This is a genomic window from Streptomyces sp. TP-A0356 (genome assembly GCF_001417775.1).
In the GTDB taxonomy this organism is placed as follows: Bacteria; Actinomycetota; Actinomycetes; order Streptomycetales; family Streptomycetaceae; genus Streptomyces.
This window is the reverse complement of record NZ_BBZJ01000042.1, coordinates 1-15,919: the sequence shown is the minus strand read 5'-3', so window position 1 is coordinate 15,919 and position 15,919 is coordinate 1. Positions and strand designations below refer to the sequence as shown.

At 68.5% G+C, this 15,919-nt stretch carries 15 protein-coding genes and 1 pseudogene; 9 read left to right on the top strand and 7 right to left on the bottom strand.

Features of this window, described 5'->3' with window-relative positions:
* Positions 1-42 precede the first annotated feature (42 nt).
* From ASC56_RS35535 to ASC56_RS35515, 5 genes are read left to right on the top strand one after another with little or no spacing between them, the layout of a single operon-like run.
* A complete protein-coding gene (locus ASC56_RS35535) occupies positions 43-351 on the top strand; it encodes a PadR family transcriptional regulator (protein ID WP_079102943.1) in 309 nt (102 codons plus the stop codon).
* Entirely contained in the window at positions 348-1,199 is an 852-nt protein-coding gene (locus ASC56_RS35530) for a hypothetical protein (RefSeq protein WP_234377231.1), read from the top strand. The genes ASC56_RS35535 and ASC56_RS35530 overlap by 4 nt, the downstream gene beginning before the upstream one ends.
* Positions 1,189-2,427: a hypothetical protein gene (locus ASC56_RS35525; RefSeq protein WP_055495740.1), complete on the top strand. Its 1,239-nt coding sequence runs from the start codon at positions 1,189-1,191 to the stop codon at positions 2,425-2,427. The genes ASC56_RS35530 and ASC56_RS35525 overlap by 11 nt, the downstream gene beginning before the upstream one ends.
* A gap of 58 nt (positions 2,428-2,485) precedes the next feature.
* Complete coding sequence (locus ASC56_RS35520; RefSeq protein WP_055495739.1) at positions 2,486-3,148, top strand: nitroreductase; 663 nt, start codon at positions 2,486-2,488, stop codon at positions 3,146-3,148.
* Positions 3,145-3,693: a hypothetical protein gene (locus ASC56_RS35515; protein ID WP_055495738.1), complete on the top strand. Its 549-nt coding sequence runs from the start codon at positions 3,145-3,147 to the stop codon at positions 3,691-3,693. The genes ASC56_RS35520 and ASC56_RS35515 overlap by 4 nt, the downstream gene beginning before the upstream one ends.
* A 731-nt stretch (positions 3,694-4,424) precedes the next feature.
* Here ASC56_RS35515 and ASC56_RS35510 read toward each other — a convergent pair.
* The 3 genes from ASC56_RS35510 to ASC56_RS35500 form a co-directional block, all read right to left on the bottom strand.
* Positions 4,425-5,600, bottom strand: a complete 1,176-nt coding sequence (locus tag ASC56_RS35510; RefSeq protein WP_055495737.1) for a zinc-dependent alcohol dehydrogenase — start codon at positions 5,598-5,600, stop codon at positions 4,425-4,427.
* The gene (locus tag ASC56_RS35505) at positions 5,597-6,535 is read right to left on the bottom strand and encodes an SRPBCC family protein (protein ID WP_055495736.1); all 939 of its coding nucleotides are present in this window, start codon (positions 6,533-6,535) and stop codon (positions 5,597-5,599) included. The genes ASC56_RS35510 and ASC56_RS35505 overlap by 4 nt, the downstream gene beginning before the upstream one ends.
* Before the next feature lie 377 nt (positions 6,536-6,912).
* Positions 6,913-7,584 (bottom strand): glycosyltransferase, encoded by a 672-nt coding sequence (locus tag ASC56_RS35500; RefSeq protein WP_234377230.1) that lies wholly within the window; start codon positions 7,582-7,584, stop codon positions 6,913-6,915.
* Here ASC56_RS35500 and ASC56_RS35495 point away from each other — a divergent pair.
* Positions 7,487-9,092, top strand: a pseudogene (locus ASC56_RS35495) (CocE/NonD family hydrolase). The gene ASC56_RS35500 and the pseudogene ASC56_RS35495 sit on opposite strands and share 98 nt — an antisense overlap.
* 586 nt (positions 9,093-9,678) lie before the next feature.
* On the opposite strand, the gene ASC56_RS35490 reads toward ASC56_RS35495, so the two are convergent.
* The 3 genes from ASC56_RS35490 to ASC56_RS39080 form a co-directional block, all read right to left on the bottom strand.
* The gene (locus tag ASC56_RS35490; RefSeq protein WP_055495734.1) at positions 9,679-10,554 is read right to left on the bottom strand and encodes a Crp/Fnr family transcriptional regulator; all 876 of its coding nucleotides are present in this window, start codon (positions 10,552-10,554) and stop codon (positions 9,679-9,681) included.
* Positions 10,555-10,857 (bottom strand): hypothetical protein, encoded by a 303-nt coding sequence (locus ASC56_RS35485; RefSeq protein WP_055495733.1) that lies wholly within the window; start codon positions 10,855-10,857, stop codon positions 10,555-10,557.
* Between the two features lie 606 nt (positions 10,858-11,463).
* Complete coding sequence (locus ASC56_RS39080) at positions 11,464-11,925, bottom strand: hypothetical protein (RefSeq protein ID WP_234377229.1); 462 nt, start codon at positions 11,923-11,925, stop codon at positions 11,464-11,466.
* Between the two features lie 492 nt (positions 11,926-12,417).
* On the opposite strand from ASC56_RS39080, the gene ASC56_RS35480 reads away from it, so the two are divergent.
* The 3 genes from ASC56_RS35480 to ASC56_RS35470 all read left to right on the top strand — a co-directional run bounded on the left by ASC56_RS35480 (position 12,418) and on the right by ASC56_RS35470 (position 15,023).
* Positions 12,418-13,482 (top strand): NucA/NucB deoxyribonuclease domain-containing protein, encoded by a 1,065-nt coding sequence (locus ASC56_RS35480; protein ID WP_234377228.1) that lies wholly within the window; start codon positions 12,418-12,420, stop codon positions 13,480-13,482.
* A gap of 81 nt (positions 13,483-13,563) precedes the next feature.
* On the top strand, positions 13,564-14,118 hold the full coding sequence (locus ASC56_RS35475) for a hypothetical protein (protein ID WP_055495731.1): 555 nt from the start codon (positions 13,564-13,566) through the stop codon (positions 14,116-14,118).
* A gap of 233 nt (positions 14,119-14,351) precedes the next feature.
* Positions 14,352-15,023: a hypothetical protein gene (locus ASC56_RS35470; protein ID WP_055495730.1), complete on the top strand. Its 672-nt coding sequence runs from the start codon at positions 14,352-14,354 to the stop codon at positions 15,021-15,023.
* Positions 15,024-15,375: 352 nt separating this feature from the next.
* On the opposite strand, the gene ASC56_RS35465 is transcribed toward ASC56_RS35470, so the two are convergent.
* On the bottom strand, positions 15,376-15,885 hold the full coding sequence (locus ASC56_RS35465; RefSeq protein WP_063785058.1) for a hypothetical protein: 510 nt from the start codon (positions 15,883-15,885) through the stop codon (positions 15,376-15,378).
* Positions 15,886-15,919 lie beyond the last annotated feature (34 nt).

Sequence of the window (15,919 nt, the reverse complement as noted above, 5' to 3'; positions counted from 1 at the left end):
ATAACGTCGGGCGACCATCCGTCCGTAGGGAAGGGAGCCGCTGTGGCCGCCGAGGCAGATCCGGCTGTGTTGGTGCTGACCAGCCTGGCCGAGGGGGACAAGCACGGGTACGCGATCACGCGCGACATCGCCGAGCAGGTCGGCGTCCAACTCGGGCCCGGCACCTTGTACGGCGTACTCGCTCGGCTGGAGGACGACGGGTTGATCGAGGCTTTGCCGGCGGAGGGCCGGCGCCGACCGTACCGGATCACCGCAACCGGACAGCGGGCGCTGGCCGACCAGGTCCAGCAGATGCGTCGGGTCGCCGAGCTGGGGCTGCGGCGTCTTGGGCTGGCCGGGGGCCGGGCGTGAGCACCACGGACGGCTGGCGGATTCGCATGCTGGTTGCGCTGTACCCGCCAGCCTGGCGGGCTCGATACGCCGACGAGTTCAGCGCGCTGCTTGCCGATAGCGGGGTGCGCCTGGCCACCGAGCTTGACGTCGTGGCCGCCGCGGTGCGCGTCTGGCTGCATCCGCCGGTCCGGCTGCATGACCATGCCGGTCGGATGCGCACTACCGTCGGGGTGACCTCGTGCGCATGGGCCGCATTGGCCGCCGGCACGATCCTGTTCGCCAAGCTGACCACCGACGGTGCCGTGTTCGCACACGGGCGGGGCGCCGGCTGGTACGACGTGTTCACGTTCGCCGCGTTCGGGTCGGTGCTGGCGATGGCGGCCGCCTGGCTGCCCCTGTCGGTCGCGATGGTGCGCCGGTCCCGGTACCGTGCGCGCGTTGTCGCGCCGCTAGTTGCGCCGGCCGTACTGGTGCTGGGATTCCTGGCCGCCGCCGCGGCGCTGGCGGGGCTGCTGCGGCACCACACGCGAACCGGTGCGGGGATCGGGATGGCCGGATTCCTGTTGCTGGCCGTTCTCGGGGTGGTGACCGCGGCCGGCTGCGCCGCCTGCCCGGCGCTCGCGCTGATGCGGTCGCGGCCCGACGGTCCCGCATTGACCGTGGCCGTGGTGGCCGGGTTGGTCGCGACCGCCGCAATGGTGATCGCGACCATCGCCGCCGTCGGCTACACGATGGCCCGGGCCCGATCCGCCGGAGTCGCAGTGTTCGCGCTTGTCATGGCCGCCGCGCTGACGGTCGCTGCGGTTTCGGGAGTTCGCGGACTGCGGGCCGTCACGGCAGCGGGGAGCAACAACCATGCGGGCTGACCGCGCCAGGCGCAGGTGGCTGCGCCGGACGCTGAGGGCAATCCTGGCGCTGGTACTGGCGATCCTCGTCGCCGTCGGCGGGTACGTCGGCTACGTGACGATCCGCCACACCCGCCCGGTGACGTTGCCTGCCACGACCGGGCCGTACCGCGTCGGGCGGACCATGTTCGACTGGATCGACCACAGCCGGATTGATCCGCTCGCCCCGCGCGCTGGCAGCCTTCGCGAGCTGTCGGTCTGGTTGTGGTACCCGGCGCCGCCAAACACCACCGGCCGCCCCGCGCTCTACGCGCCGGGCGCCTGGGGCGAGTTACACCTGGCCAGCCTGCCGGCACTGGGCGAAACCGAATTCGGCGCTGTGCGCAACCACGCCCTCGACGGCGTACCGGCGACCACCGGCCAGTTCCCGATCGTCGTACTGGAGCCGGGCATGGGTTTCGCAGCGCCGCAATACACCACAATCGCCGAAAACTTGGCCAGTCATGGCTATCTCGTCGCCGGTGTCACCCCCACCTACAGCGCCAACCTCACGGTGCTGCACGGTCACGCCGTGCACGCCAGCCCAGCCGGCGACCCCGCCGGCTTCGACGGCACCGACCTGCACGCCGGCGTCGCACAGGAGGCCGGCGACCGCCTCGTACCGGTATGGGCCGCCGACGCGCGGTTCACCGCGGCCCAGGTGGCCGACCTCGATCGGGTTGGACCACTCGCCGGGCACATCGACGCCACCCACATCGCCTACATCGGACACTCGTTCGGCGGAGCTGCCGCACTGCAAGCCTGCCACGCCGACCCGCACTGCGCCGCCGCCGCAAACCTCGACGGCACCCAGTACGGCCCGGTGGTCCACACCGGTCTCAACCGGCCTAGCCTCACCATCGAAAGCGACTCGTGCGTCACCGGCATCTGCCGGCCCACCAGCCCCGCCGACCGGTCCGACCAGGCCACCGCCCGCGCCCTGCTGGCCGCCAGCACCGGACCAGCCTTCTGCTACCAGATCATCGGCATGCGCCACTTCAATTTCACCGACTACGCCACGTACTACCTCGCTGCGCCGTTGCGATCCCAGCTCGCGCTGGGCAGCATCGACGGCGGCCGCGGATTGACCCTCGCCAACAGCTACCTGACCGCCTTCGTCGACCACATCGTCAAACACCGATCCGAGCCGCAGCTCATCAACCCAGACCCCCAGGAGCGAGAGGTACGTGTGCAACATGTCCCACGCTGATACCGCGACGGCGGCTACGACGACGTGTTCGGCTCGGGCGACTCCCTACGCTGGCACGGTGGACGTCTACGGTGCGGTACGGACAAGACAATCCATCCGCAGGTTCACCGATCGGCCCGTGCCCCGCGAAGCACTCGAACGGGTGCTGGCGGCAGCCGCTGACGCGCCGTCGGGGAGCAACCTGCAGCCATGGCACATCTACGTCCTGTCCGGTGTCCGGTTGGCAGAGCTGAAGAAACGAGTGGCCGAGCTGGTGGCCGCGGGTCACCGCGGCGACGACCGCGAGTTCGCGATATACCCGCCCGAGATCCGCTCACCCTACCGAGAACGAATGGCCGTCTTGGGGGAACGGCGGTACAGCGCGCTCGGTATCGCCCGCGACGACGAGCCGGCCCGAGCCCGAGCCCGATCCGAGAACTGGAACTGCTTTGGCGCCGGCACGGCGTTGTTCTGCTACCTCGATCGGGACATGCCAGCACCGCAATGGGCCGATGCGGGCATCTACCTGCAGACCGTGATGTTGCTGCTGCGCGCCGAAGGACTGCACAGCTGTACGCAACTGGCGTGGGCGGAGTACCACCGTAGTGTCGCAGAGGTGATCTCGCCGCCGCCGGAACGAGTCCTGTTCTGTGGCATGTCCATCGGCTTCGCCGACCCGGATGCGGTGCATCCCCGCATCCCCCGCGCTGCGCTGTCCGAGACCGTGACGTTCTTGGATTGAGCGGCCGAGCCCTTGCCCGCGGCGGGCGGATCGCCGGCCCCGAACCGGCGGCGTCCGCCCTGCCCGACGGGCCGCAGGCCCCGCTCGTGATCGAGGTCGACCGGCTGGTCGGGCGGGACGGCGACGTCGGCCTCGGCGGGCAGGGCGTCAAGCTCTCGGCCCAGCTCGCCGGACAGCAGGTCACCCTGCGGTTCGACGGCCGGCTGATGCACGTCATCGCCGACGGCCGCGTGGTCAAGACGCTGCCCGCACCCGTCCCACCGGAGCAACGAGCCCCGATCAGTGGAGCCCGCAGCCCGAGCACCGCGATCATCCCGCCGACGGCTCAGGCCCTGCGGGCTCAGCGCAAGGTGCCCGCGGACGGGGTGGTGGTCGGCGGCCAGCGCCTGCGGATCGGCCGGGCTCACGCCGGAAAGACCGCGACCATCCTCATCGAGGACACCGTCTTCCGCGTCCTGGACGGCGACGTCGAACTGTCCACCCACGCCCGCACCAGCGACAAACCGATCAGGCAGTTCAAGGCCGTCGCGCGCACGAGGAAGTAGCGACTGTCCAGGATCTACCGATGACGTCCAGCATCTTCTGGGACCAAACTGTCCAAGATCTCTCGGGACCTCACACCGTCAGCCGTCACGGGTACCGCGGTAGCTTCGCTGAATTATCGAGTTGGCCGAGTCTGCTCTGGCACGCACCCGAGCAACCTGATGCCGCAACCCACCGGTGCGGAGAACATGGCCTACAAGCCATACCGCGCCGTGCGCAGGCCGACAGGTGTGTGCTGAACTGCGGGCCGTCATCTACTGGGGTCCTGACGCGCCATGGTGCAGTGGCCCCTCCGGTACTGATGGGTCCGGCAGGGGAACGGCCAGGAGGAACTCCAGCGGAAACTCTCCATTTCCCCTGGTCAGCTCCCTAGCAGCCCCCTCGTGCTGCTGGACGGTCGCCCCTTGGGGGCGTTATCAGGCTCGACCCCTTGCTCATCGTCGCCGGACACCGTTGCCCGCGTCCGCACCGTCGGCTTGGGGGATGAGGCTCGGCGCGGGTGGCGCGGGACCGAGTCCCCGCCAGTTTTGCCTCACCGTCAACCTGTAGTCGGATGCCCGGCCGGACACCTGCTGCGCCCGCCGGACTCCGGCGCGCGGCCCATCCCTGCTGTCGTACAGCGACGCGGTCGGTGTCTACAACCGACACCTTCTCCAGCGTCCCGGCGAGCTCCTGCCACCAAGAGTCCGGCCGCTGGGCGCCGCAAGGGCGCCGCAGTTCATCGGCGCGGACCTTATGGCTTGAGGACGACCTTCTCGCAGTGGTCCTTCTTGTTCTTGAACAGGTCGTAGCCGGTCGGTGCCTCGGTCAGGGGCAGCCGGTGGGTGATGACCCGGGTGGGGTCGATCTTGCCCTGCTCGATCAGATCCAGCAGCGGCTTCATGTACTTCTGCACGTGGCACTGCCCGGTGCGCAGGGTCAGGGACCTGTTCATCCAGGCACCCGCCGGGAACTTGTCGATCAGCCCGCCGTAGACGCCGATGACCGACACCACGCCGCCGCTCCGGCAGGACAGGATGGCCTGGCGCAGGGCGTGTGGCCGGTCGGTCTCGGAGCGGACCGCCTGTTTCGCGCGGTCGTAGAGGTGGACGTGGGAGGCGCCGTGTGTGGCCTCCATGCCGACCGCGTCGATGCACTTGTCGGGGCCTCGGCCGCCGGTGAGTTCCAGCAGCGCCGACCGTACGTCGGTGTCCTCGAAATCGATGGTCGTGTACCCCTCGGCGGCGGCCATGTCGAGCCGGTAGGTCTCCTTGTCGATCGCGATGACCTTCTCCGCGCCCAGGACCCTGGCGCTGTCCATGGCGAACTGGCCGACTGGCCCGGCGCCCCAGACGGCGACGACGTCACCTTCCTGGATGTCGCACATCTCAGCGCCCATGTACCCGGTCGGCAGGATGTCGGACAGGAACAGCACCTGCTCGTCGCTGAGGTCCGACTCGATCTTGAGAGCGTTGGCGTCGGCGAGCACCACCCGGGCGTACTCGGCCTGGCCTCCGGCGAAGCCGCCGGTGAGGTGGGAGTAGCCGTAGATGCCGGCGGTGGGATGGCCGAAGAACTTCTCCGAGATGCCGGCGTTGGGGTTGGTGTTCTCGCAGCACGAGTACAGCTCCACGCGGCAGGACGCGCAGGCGCCGCAGGCAATGGGGAAGGGCACGACGACCCGGTCGCCGACGCGCAGTTTGTCGTCGCTGATGCCGGGGCCGACCTCGACGACCTCTCCCATGAACTCGTGGCCCATGATGTCGCCCTTTTCCATGGTGGGGACGTATCCGTCGAGCAGATGGAGGTCGGATCCGCAGATCGCCGTCGAGGTGATCTTCACGATGGCGTCGCGGCTGTTCAGGATCGACGGTTCGGGGACGTCCTGCACCTCGACCGAGTTGCGTCCCGTCCAGCAGTTCGCCTTCATGCCAGGGCCTCCTTCAGTTCGTCCTCGGTCAGCGGTCGGGCCGGGTGCTGTGGGAACTCGCCGCGGGCCCGCTTGCCACCGGGCGCGCCCTCGGAGCGGACGACCTCGCCGGTCTCCGCGATCTGCTTGAAGCGGCGCAGGTCGTCGTCCAGCTGCTGGTGCGGTTCCTCGCCGAAGTAGCGCGTCGCGGCCTTGCCCAGCGCCCCGCCGGGTAGGTCGTAGCGCAGGGTCACCCGGATCTCCGTGCCCCGGCCGCCGGGGGCGGGCACGAAGCGGACCTCGCCGGAGTTGTCGATGTCGGCACCGTCCACCGACCGCCAGGCGATCAGCTGGCCGGGGACGTCCTGGGTGGTCTCGGCGTCCCATTCGACCGCTTTGTCGAACGGCGCACTGGCCCGCCAGTGACTGGTGCGCGGGCCGGTGACGCGCACCTCGTCCAGGTGCGCCATGAAGTCCGGCAGTCGCTCAAGGTCCCTCCAGAGGGCATAGACCTCGTCCGGGGGCTGGGTGACGGTGGTGGCCGCGGTCAGTTCCATGGGGGTGCTCCTACGGGTGCGGGTCACGGCCGCGTAGACGTCCATGGCCGTGATGGCGGTGACCGCGGCGGTCGCGGCAACGGTACGGCCCAGGCCGCGACCGTTGTGGTTCCTCAGGGCACGGGTCAGCATCGTCAGATCCATGAGGTCACCACCGACGCGACCCCAGAGCCAGGCCGGATGCGGCCGCCCCAGCAGACCGGTCGCCGCCGCCAGCTCACGCACACCGACGGCGGACGTCGCCGAGCGGTGCCGGAAGGCGTCGCCCACGCCCAAGGCCCGGGCAAAGCCCGCCGGGGCGACGACCTGAGGAACGCCCAGGGCCGCACTGGCCCAGCCCAGGCCACGCACGAGCGGATCGTGCCGGAGGCGGGAGGTGGAACGGGCGTCTGTCTTCATGAGTGCTCCCCACGTGCGGTGAGGTGGACGGAAGGAGGGTTGCTTGAGCGAGAAGGTGAAGGCCACATAGCGAATAAAACGGGAGTTTTCGCGTGGCCCTTATCCAATCCTCAGCTTGCTTACGAACCCGCGCAACCGTCCGGTCGCCGCGTGGACGTGACGCACGCCTCGGGGCTTGACACACGTCCTCACCGGCGAAAGCGTTTCTCGTACGTGCCCGACGGCCTGGGTCGGGTCCGGCATGCCGACTCCTTCGCGAGATCGGTGACCACGGCCTCGGGGACGTGGGCAAACACGGCTCGATCCCCAGGTGACCACACGAGGTGGGATCGCGGGCGGGGCTGACCGTGACGTGGTGCGCTAGGCCCGAACCGCGCCTAGCGCAGCAGAGGGATCATGCGGGCGGCCGGTTCGCTGCGCGGGTGCCTCCAGCAAAGCTGCTGGTAGAGGGCGGCGTAGGCGGCCGCCATCTGATCGGTGTCGAAGTGACGGTGGACTCGTCCTCGGCAGGCGCGGGGATCCAGCCGGTCCACCGAGCCGATCGCCTGGGCCAGTTGGGCGAGATGATCACAGTTGAAGCCGGTGACGCCTTCCTCGACGATCTCGGGCACCGATCCACGGCGGAGTGCGACGACCGGCGTGCCGCAGGCCATCGCCTCGATCATCACCATCCCGAAGGGTTCCTCCCACTGGATCGGAAACAGCAGGCAGCCGGCGCTCGCCAGGAGGTCCAGCTTGGTGCGCCGGTCGGCCTCCCCGACCCAGCGCACGTCATCGCCCATCCGGGGCCGGAGTTCCCCCTCGATGTAGGGCTGCTCGGCGGGGTCGTTGCAGCAGCCGGCGACGGTGAGCGGCAGCCGGAGGGGGACGATGCCATCACGTACGCCCGACGCCGTAGCCAGGCCAGTCTGGGTGCCACCCGCCGGAAAACCGCCGCTGTCCTCCCGGATGATGAGGGCGACCTGGCGAGGTCTGCCGGCGAAACGGTACGAGGCCGGATGGGAGCCGGGACTGTTGGTGCCGGCCGCCGACGGCAGCCCGTTGATCACTGACCACTACTTCCCGCGCGCCCAGGGAGACTTCCCCACCCTCCTGGTCCGCTCGCCCTATGGCCGAGGCCTGCCGTGGTCGCCCCAGTACGGCCTGCTCTTCGCCGAACAGGGCTTCCACGTGGTCCTGCAGAGCTGCCGCGGCACCGGAGGTTCGAGCGGCATGTTCGATCTGTGGCGCAACGAGGCCGCCGACGGCCAGGCCACGGTGTCCTGGCTGCGCGAGCAACCCTGGTTCAACGGAACACTGGGGACCGTCGGTCCCAGTTACCTGGGCTACGTGCAATGGGCCCTCGCTTTGGACCCACCGCCAGAACTGAAGGCAATGGTGGTGCAAGTAGGGCCCACGCCCACGGCGAGGGCGTTCTCCAGGCGAAGCGCACCGCCTGCGTGGAACAGGGCGTAGGGATCGTGCAGCCATGAACTACCAGCACCAGGGCATGGCACCGTTCCTCAAGGCGACGCTGCGCCTGCAGCGCCGCCTGCGCGACGTCACCACCGCGCGGCCCCTGCGTGGGGCGTACGTGTCAGCCTTCGGCAGCGAACTGCCTTGGCTGGACGGCGTGATGACACACCCGGACGCCAAGGACGCCTACTGGCACGGCGCGTCGTTGGCGAAGTCGACGCAGCGGCTCCGCGTGCCCACGGCTCTGATCACAGGATGGCACGACGCACTAGTCGACCAGACCTTCGAGCAGTACGACCGGCTGCGCCAGGCCGGATGTGAGACCGCCCTGCTCGTCGGTCCCTGGACCCATACTTCGGCCCTGCAGCAAGGATGGCCCGAGGTATTCACCGAGAGCCTCGCGTGGCTGCGCGCGCACCTGTACGCCGATCCCTCCGGCCTGCGTCCCACCGCGGTGCGTGTGCACATCGGCGGCGAAGACACCTGGCGGGACCTCGACGACTGGCCGCCAGCCGCGGTTGCCACCTCGTGGTACCCCATCCCCGGCGGGCATCTCACCCAGCTGGCCCCCGCAGACTCCGCACCCGTGACGGCGTTCCGCTACCACCCGGCCGACCCCACCCCCTCCCTCGGCGGTCCGCTGCTCTCCCGCGCCGCCGGCCCCCGGAACAACGCCACCCTGGAGGCCCGAGACGACGTCCTGACATTCACCGGCCCACCACTGACCGAGCCCATGGACATCCTGGGTCCCGTCTCCGCACGGATGAGCATCTCCACGGACACCGGACACGCCGATGTCTTCACCCGCCTTTGCGACGTGGACGCACAAGGCCGCTCCGTCAACATCTGTGACGGGTTCGTCCGACTCCGGACGACCGAACAGGAGCCCTCGCAGGTCACCGTGCCGATGAGCTCCACCGCGCACCGCTTCCCCATCGGCCACCGCATACGCTGGCAGATCAGCGGAGGCGCCCACCCACGCTACGCCCGCAACCCGGGCACCGGTGAGTCGCCGGTGGACGCCACCACCTTCACACCGGTGCGCATCACGCTCCACACGGACTCGGCACTGATACTTCCCAGTAGCTCTGAGCTCGCGTAATTCGTCGACCCTCCGGGAAACGGTCGACGAGCCAGGCCGTCCGGCCCGGCTCACTCCTCGAGTCCTCTTCACCGTCCAGGCCAACCAAGTCAGGGTTACTCAGCGGCCACCCGGGGGGCCACGATTCACTTCGACACGCTGAACTTGACAGAGAAAGCAACAGTGAGCGTCATCGATGTCCGACGAGGCGGCGGTCCTTCGATTGCCTCGCGGGGGTGTGAACTCCCATTCGTACGGCGTATTTCCGTACAGCAACCTGTAGTCCGTACGGACGTAGGACGTTGCTGGACCGGTAGACCACCGGTCTACCGGTCTCAGTGGGTGGGACTGTCCGCGTGAGCGTGTCCGCGAGAGGGTCCGTGGCCTTACGGGAAGTGGAGCGCGGTGACTCCTGCACCAGCGGCAGCAGGATCTCCACGCCCCGCTCAGCCCGCTCGCGGTCGTCCGCTCGTGGTTCCGCCTGCGTCGGTGGCGTGATTCCGGTCGCCGCTTTCGTCTTCCTGCGCGGGTGACGTGGGGGAGGAGCGGAGGCTCGGCACAGTGCTCTGTGCCGCGCGTCCGCGGTTCACCGCGATGGGGCCGGTGTTCAGCCGCCCCGTGCGATCTCCTGCAGGAGGTCGCGGTCCCCGATCTCGTACACCCTGTAGGTGCGCGCGCCCTTCGGGAAGTGGAGGAGGGCGCCCTCCTTGCGCAACTGCGTTATGGCTCTCTCGACGGTGGCCCTGCCCAAGGTCAGCGCTTCCGAGATGTCGGTCTGCGTCGGGCCGTCCACGACCGCGTTCCTCATCGGCTTCACGACGAGCTGCCGGTCCTCGTTCTCGACCGTCTGCGCGCGCATCACGGTGCTCTCGCCGGCGAGATAGTCGAGGAGCGCGGCCACGCGGGACGCCGACGACTTCCGGTTGGAGGTGTAGAGCCGTTCGACGACTTGGGCCCTCTCCATCCCGATCCGCGCGAGCATGAGCGCCGTTGTGGGCTCAGCCATCGCCAAGCTGCGGAGTTTGTCCTTGGGGATCAGCAGGGTCCGGGTCTCTGACAGGAAGGTCAGGTACGAGTTCCTGTACAGCTTCGCGTCGGCCCGCAACGCGCTGCGGACGACGTCATCGTCCCCGAAAACCGCACCGCCCCGCCACAGACGGACAACCTGATCGTCGAAGGTCCGCTCGGCAACGCAGCCGTCCATCAAGAAGATGACGTTCCCCGTGCTCCTGCGGAGAAGCAGCCGCTCCCCGCGTCCGTGTACTCGGTACCGGGCAACGGAGCTCACTTCCAGCAGGACGGAGATCGGCAGCTCGTACGCCGACGACAGGTCTGCCATCGCGGACCTGCCACCCATGCCCAGATCCTGGATCCTGGCATCGAGGACAGCTCTCGCTTCCTTAGTCAGGTTCAGCGAGGCCGCGAGCCCGGTGTTCGCGAGGACCTGTGCTGCCTGCCTCACCGGTTGCGGGTGCCGCGCCATCTACTTGCTCTCCTTGTCCGTGGAGGGCGAAGCGTTCGACGTGTCCGTCGGCTCTGTGGGCGGGGTCGACGCGCCGAGCGTGGCCTGGCCCGGCACCTTCGGCGCCACAACGTCGGCCGGCGGCGAACTGTTGTCCTGCACGAGGACCTTCACAGCGGGGACCAGGGCGGCCACCAGCGTGGCGAGGGCAGCGATCACCGCGGCGATCCGTACGGGCTTGCTCTTCAGCAGCCAGATGGCCAGACATGCGGCGAGCAGCGTGATCCCGTAGATCAGCACCGCCGCCAGGATTCCCTGCGACAACTGCTTCTCCTAACAGGAGATAGGGCCGAGCTTCGATCATCCGATCGAAGCTCGACCACGGAATGGAATGGTCTCTCTTGGTGCGCAGGCCGGTGTCGGGGTGTGAGTCCTGGCGAGGAACTCACCACCGGTTGCATCGCATGCTACGGCATGGCAAGCGGGTGACCAATTGCCGCCCACCCGGAACTCAACAAGGGTGTGCCGAGTTGAATCTCGGTCACTTTCTTGAGCGCTGGGCTTCGTTGGCCAATGCTGACGGAGTGCTCCATTCCATTTCCCGGAGCAGAAGCGTGATCACCGTGCCCGCACTAAGATCTGGCGCCTCACCGCCAGTTGTGTGTGCCAGGCCGCGCGCTCTCCGTTACCTTCAGGAGGGACCCAGAGACACGAAAGACCCCGCCCGAGGGCGAGGTCTTCGCTGGCGCTGCAGGGGGAGCCACCCCCAGAGAGCGCCGAGTGCTGAGAGACCATTCCAAAGCCGTCAGCACGCACTAGATAACCCCCGAGCGTACCTGAATTATCCATCACGTGAGGGATTGCCGCTGTGGCGCCCTGAAGAATCCATCACGTGATGGAAAAACGCCCGGGATCGAGAACTGTCCAACTTCAGTCCGTACTAAGAAGGTTGCCGTCCTCGCATATATCTATTGAGAGATAGATACTGTTCTGTATTGGAGAGAATTTGACCGGATTAGCGGAGCGGTTACGCAGGCGGCCCGTGGTGGCGTAGCGGCTCAGCAGCACCGTCCGAGGTGCTGCGAGAGAGCCGGTGACGGCACCGATGATGGCCTCGGTGGTGACCCATACCTTGTACTGACGCCAGGAGCGCGCCGGCCGGTACGGCTCATCCAGCCGCTTGAAGCACAGCCCCTCCAGCCCGGCCGCCGTCCACTCCAGCCACCCTCTCGCCGTCTCCGGCTCGGTGGTCGAAGGGCACAGCGTCAGCGACGCCTCCGGGCCGTGGTCGGCGAACAGCGCCTTAAACGCTGCGCGCCGCCGCTCGTACGCCAGTTGGTCAGCTCCGCGCCCGCATGGACCAGGCCGAAGACCACGTAGTGCGTCGGCCACTGGCGCGCCGCTTCGGCCGCACCGGCCCCGCCGGGCGAGACGCTGCTGCAGCCGCTCGAACGCCAGCCGATCTCGCGGAGAGAGTCGGAGTTGAGACAACCTTCCGCTCGGCGTGTGCGTGGCGCGTGCGGCCTCGATGGCCGCTGGCTGGGCCTGTTCACGCGGTCGTGACGCCAGGGTTGTTCCTTGAGCGGGTTGTCGTCTTTCGGAGCGTTCGTGAGACGTGCCCGGTGGCCGCGGTACTCGCGGGATGTCCGCTGGCGTGAGCGGCACAGGCGGGCGTGCCCGCCCGCCCGTGTTGCTTGTGGGGCGTTCACCTGCAGCGGCTTCACGCGGGCAGTGTGGCCGAAACTCCGGGCAGGAAATCCTGGACGGCCGTAACGCGGATGCCGTCCCGCAGAGGGCCGTGCTTGGATGTCGCCAACGCGACGAGAGCGCATGCCAGTTGCTGGTTGCGCCTCGCGCACCGTTGGTCAGCACAGGGGGAATGTCTTGCGAAATCACATCGTCAGAAGTCTCACCGTCTCTACTCTGGCGGCCGGACTGCTTGTCCCGGCCGCCGGGCTCTCGCAGGCGGCCGTGGAGCGGTCGGCGGCCTCGGCGGTGATCCAGGCTGACATCGCGCCGGTGGCCGTACAGACCGCTCCACCGGCCACCGCCGCGGGGGCGGTGGCCGTGGCGCCGAAGGCGAACGCCACCTGCAGGGTCGACACGATCTTGATCAACCGGTTCAGCGAGTGCGAGTGGGCCACCGTCCGCGTCAAGGTCATCCGCGTCATCAACAACGTCCCTCGACAGGTGGGCACGGCCACGTTCACCGTCCGTCACTCGATGACGCTGAACTCGAAGTCGGCGAACTGGGGGGAGAAGTTCCAGCTCTCCAAGGCCCGCACGACCGGCGAGGGCAAGGGCATCACCGTCAACGTCACCGCCACGGCCGGGAACGGCACCAGCGCGAAAACGCACTACGGGCCGCACCTGCTCGATGCGGCCTCCAGCGGCAGCGTCACCTACACGACCGGGCCCATGCGCAAGGGTCGTATCAACAACAAGACCCAGACCAGGTACGTCTTCAGCTTCACCAAACCGGGTTACGTCCCCGGCTCGACCGGCTACAAGTCGGCGACCTGGCGGTGTGACAACTACTACGGCACCTCCGGCTGCGCCATGACCGACGCGCCCACGGCGGTGTCGATGGTGGGTATCCCGTGGATCGATGACGGGATCCGCAAGCTCCGCGCCCAGGGCGGCCATTACGGCGACCCGAACGGCGGCAAGCCCCTGCACTGGATGATCAACACCAAGCAGAAGAACGACAACCGCAGGGCAGTCTGCGGGGGCCGGACAGCGCCGCCGGACATGAAGCGGGTGGGGCGCACCTACTGTGACGAGTACCCGTTCGCCTCAACCTACGAGGGCGGCAAGAAGCTGCCCGCCTCGCAGCGCGAGACGACGTGGGTGAGCCCGAACGAGAACAACACCCAGGGCGCCCGGATCACGAACTGGCGTCGGCCGATGCACGTCATGGACCACGACCCGTTCTACGTCGTCGCCTGACGGTCTGACACGGTGGGCCGTTACGGCAACATGGGGCACTCCCGCGAGCCGAGGGTGCCCCCTCTGCGTGAGGAAACCACGATGATCATCGCTGAGACCACCCTGGCGCCGGAGACCGGCGAGTACGGCTACCTCCTCGCGCTCGGCGAGGACTACGAATGGCCGCCCGAGTGGCCATACGGCTGGCGGTGCGGGCCCATCGGGAACGACACGGCGCACATCCTCACCGACACCGATACCGGCACCATCACCATCACCGTCCAGACCCACGACGGGCCGCCCCCACCCGAGACCGACCCAGCCTGGGGGCCCGCGGAAGAGATGAGCCTGCACGCCACCGAGGACACCCCCGGCATCTACATCCTCGGCAGCGGAGACTTCGAAGAAGCCGAACCCGAAGACGGCCCACTCCAACTGCCCACCGACCACCTGCCGGCGTGGATTCGGATGCGCCTGTACTGCCACACCCCCAACCCCGAGCCCGGCGTCGGCGACCGCGGCGAACGCCACCTGATCCAACTCTGGCCTGCCTCGCAGCAGCCGCCGGTACACCCGCAGCTGACCGAATCCGACCTCACCCAGCGCCGCGCCTACCGGGAGGACTTCGACCAGAGCGCGACCACCTGGCGGGAGTAGCGCGCCGACCGGACTGGCAGGCACCGCGCCGACTACGCCGCAGTCCTGGCTGTGCCAGTGGCAGGACTACACCACCACCTACATACTCGACAGCCAGCAGGAATGCCACCTGCACTGCAGGTGGGCGCCGCCCCGTGTGACGCTGTGCGCCTTCGCGCCGCCCCCCGGTCGGTAGGGCGGAAGGCGGCTGGGGCAGCATCTGCTCAGATACTGCCCATGTGTGAGGTGCCGTCATGAGATCCGCTGTCCGTATCGCGTCGTCCGTGCTGCTCGCTGGACTGTTTCTGGCGGGCTGCTCGCCCAAAGCCCATAACGTCGGGGCCGGATCACTGGGCGGAACCCCGTCGTCCAAGACATCGGCCACCGGTGCGGGCGGCGGCTTGGGGCAGGCGATCGCGGTGGGTGCCGGTCCGCAGAAGACGTACACCGTGCAGCAGCAGCCTCCGGCGGGCAGCTGCCACTACCGCTACGAGGGTGGGGAGCCGCTCCCGGATCCCAAGTGCACGCCTGGTGCGATCTCTCCGGCGGTCACCCAGGCGACGCTGAAGTCGACGATCTGCCGCAAGGGCGGCTACACCGGCGGCATCCGCCCGCCTGTCTCGGTCACCAGCCGGGAGAAGAAGCTGAACGCGGCCTCCTACGGCTACACCGGCCGCATGGGAGACGCAGAGTACGACCACCTCATCAGTCTCCAGCTTGGGGGCGACCCCAATGACGAGCGCAACTTGTGGGTCGAACCCGCCGACCCCGGCCACAAGTCCGGCGGCGGGATCAACAACAAGAAGGACCCGGTGGAGACGAAGCTGCACACCGCGGTCTGCGACGGAAAGGTCACCCTCGCTGCCGCCCAGCAGGCCATCGCCAATGACTGGACCACCGCCCTGTCCAAGCTGAGCCTGAGCTGATCTGCCCGGGCGGGGTACCGGCACGGATGCCACCGCGGCCACCCGGTGCCCGCCCCGGGACGTCACCCGGCGGACAGAGCCGAATGCCAAGCGCGTCGACACGGCCGTTCCTGAAGAGACTGCGTACCTGCGGGGGATGTGGCACCGTGGACGCCGAGCCTGGCCCGTCACTCCCCCCGTGGTGATGGGCCAGGCTTCGTTCAGTAGGCGAGACGGGAAGGAGGTGGTCTCGGTGCTGATCGGTTCCCGAGCTTCCGGGCCACTGGCCGGAGCCGTGCTGAAGAGATGGCGGACAGGTACGACGAGCGGCCCATGCGGGGCCGGCGGTGGTTGTGCTGGCTCCTGCCGTGGGTCAGGAGTAGGTCCAGCGCCACCTGCTCCCGCTGGGTGCGCAGGTGATGCTCGTACCGCTCGCGTCGGTCGTGGATGCTCCGTGGTCGCTGTTGCGGCAGAACTCGCCGGCGGAATAGCAGTTCCCCGAGTTGGAGACGATCGAGCAGGTGCCCGAAGCACTCTGACCACCGCTGCCGCTGCCGTCGCTGCCGGAACCGGAGCTGCTGTCGGTGGCGGCCTGCGCGGTGACGGTCACCTTCACCTGGACCGTCTTGGTCACCGTCGGCGTCGGTGCAGGCTTGGCGGTGGCTGTCGCTGTCGCTGTGGCCGTTGCGGTGACGGTTGCGGTCGGCCGCGGTTCACCGGCCGCGTTCTTGACGCTGTTGTCGTTCTGTCCGCTGGCGCCGGCGCCGATTCCGAGGAAGAAGGCGAAGCCGATCGCGGGCAGCACGTACCGTTTCCGCGCCCACTTCGGGGCTGGACGGACAGGCGGGGCAGGCGGTGGCGGCGGCATGTACGGGTTGGTCATGTGTCCCCCCAGGACGCATCAGAAGCGACGACGC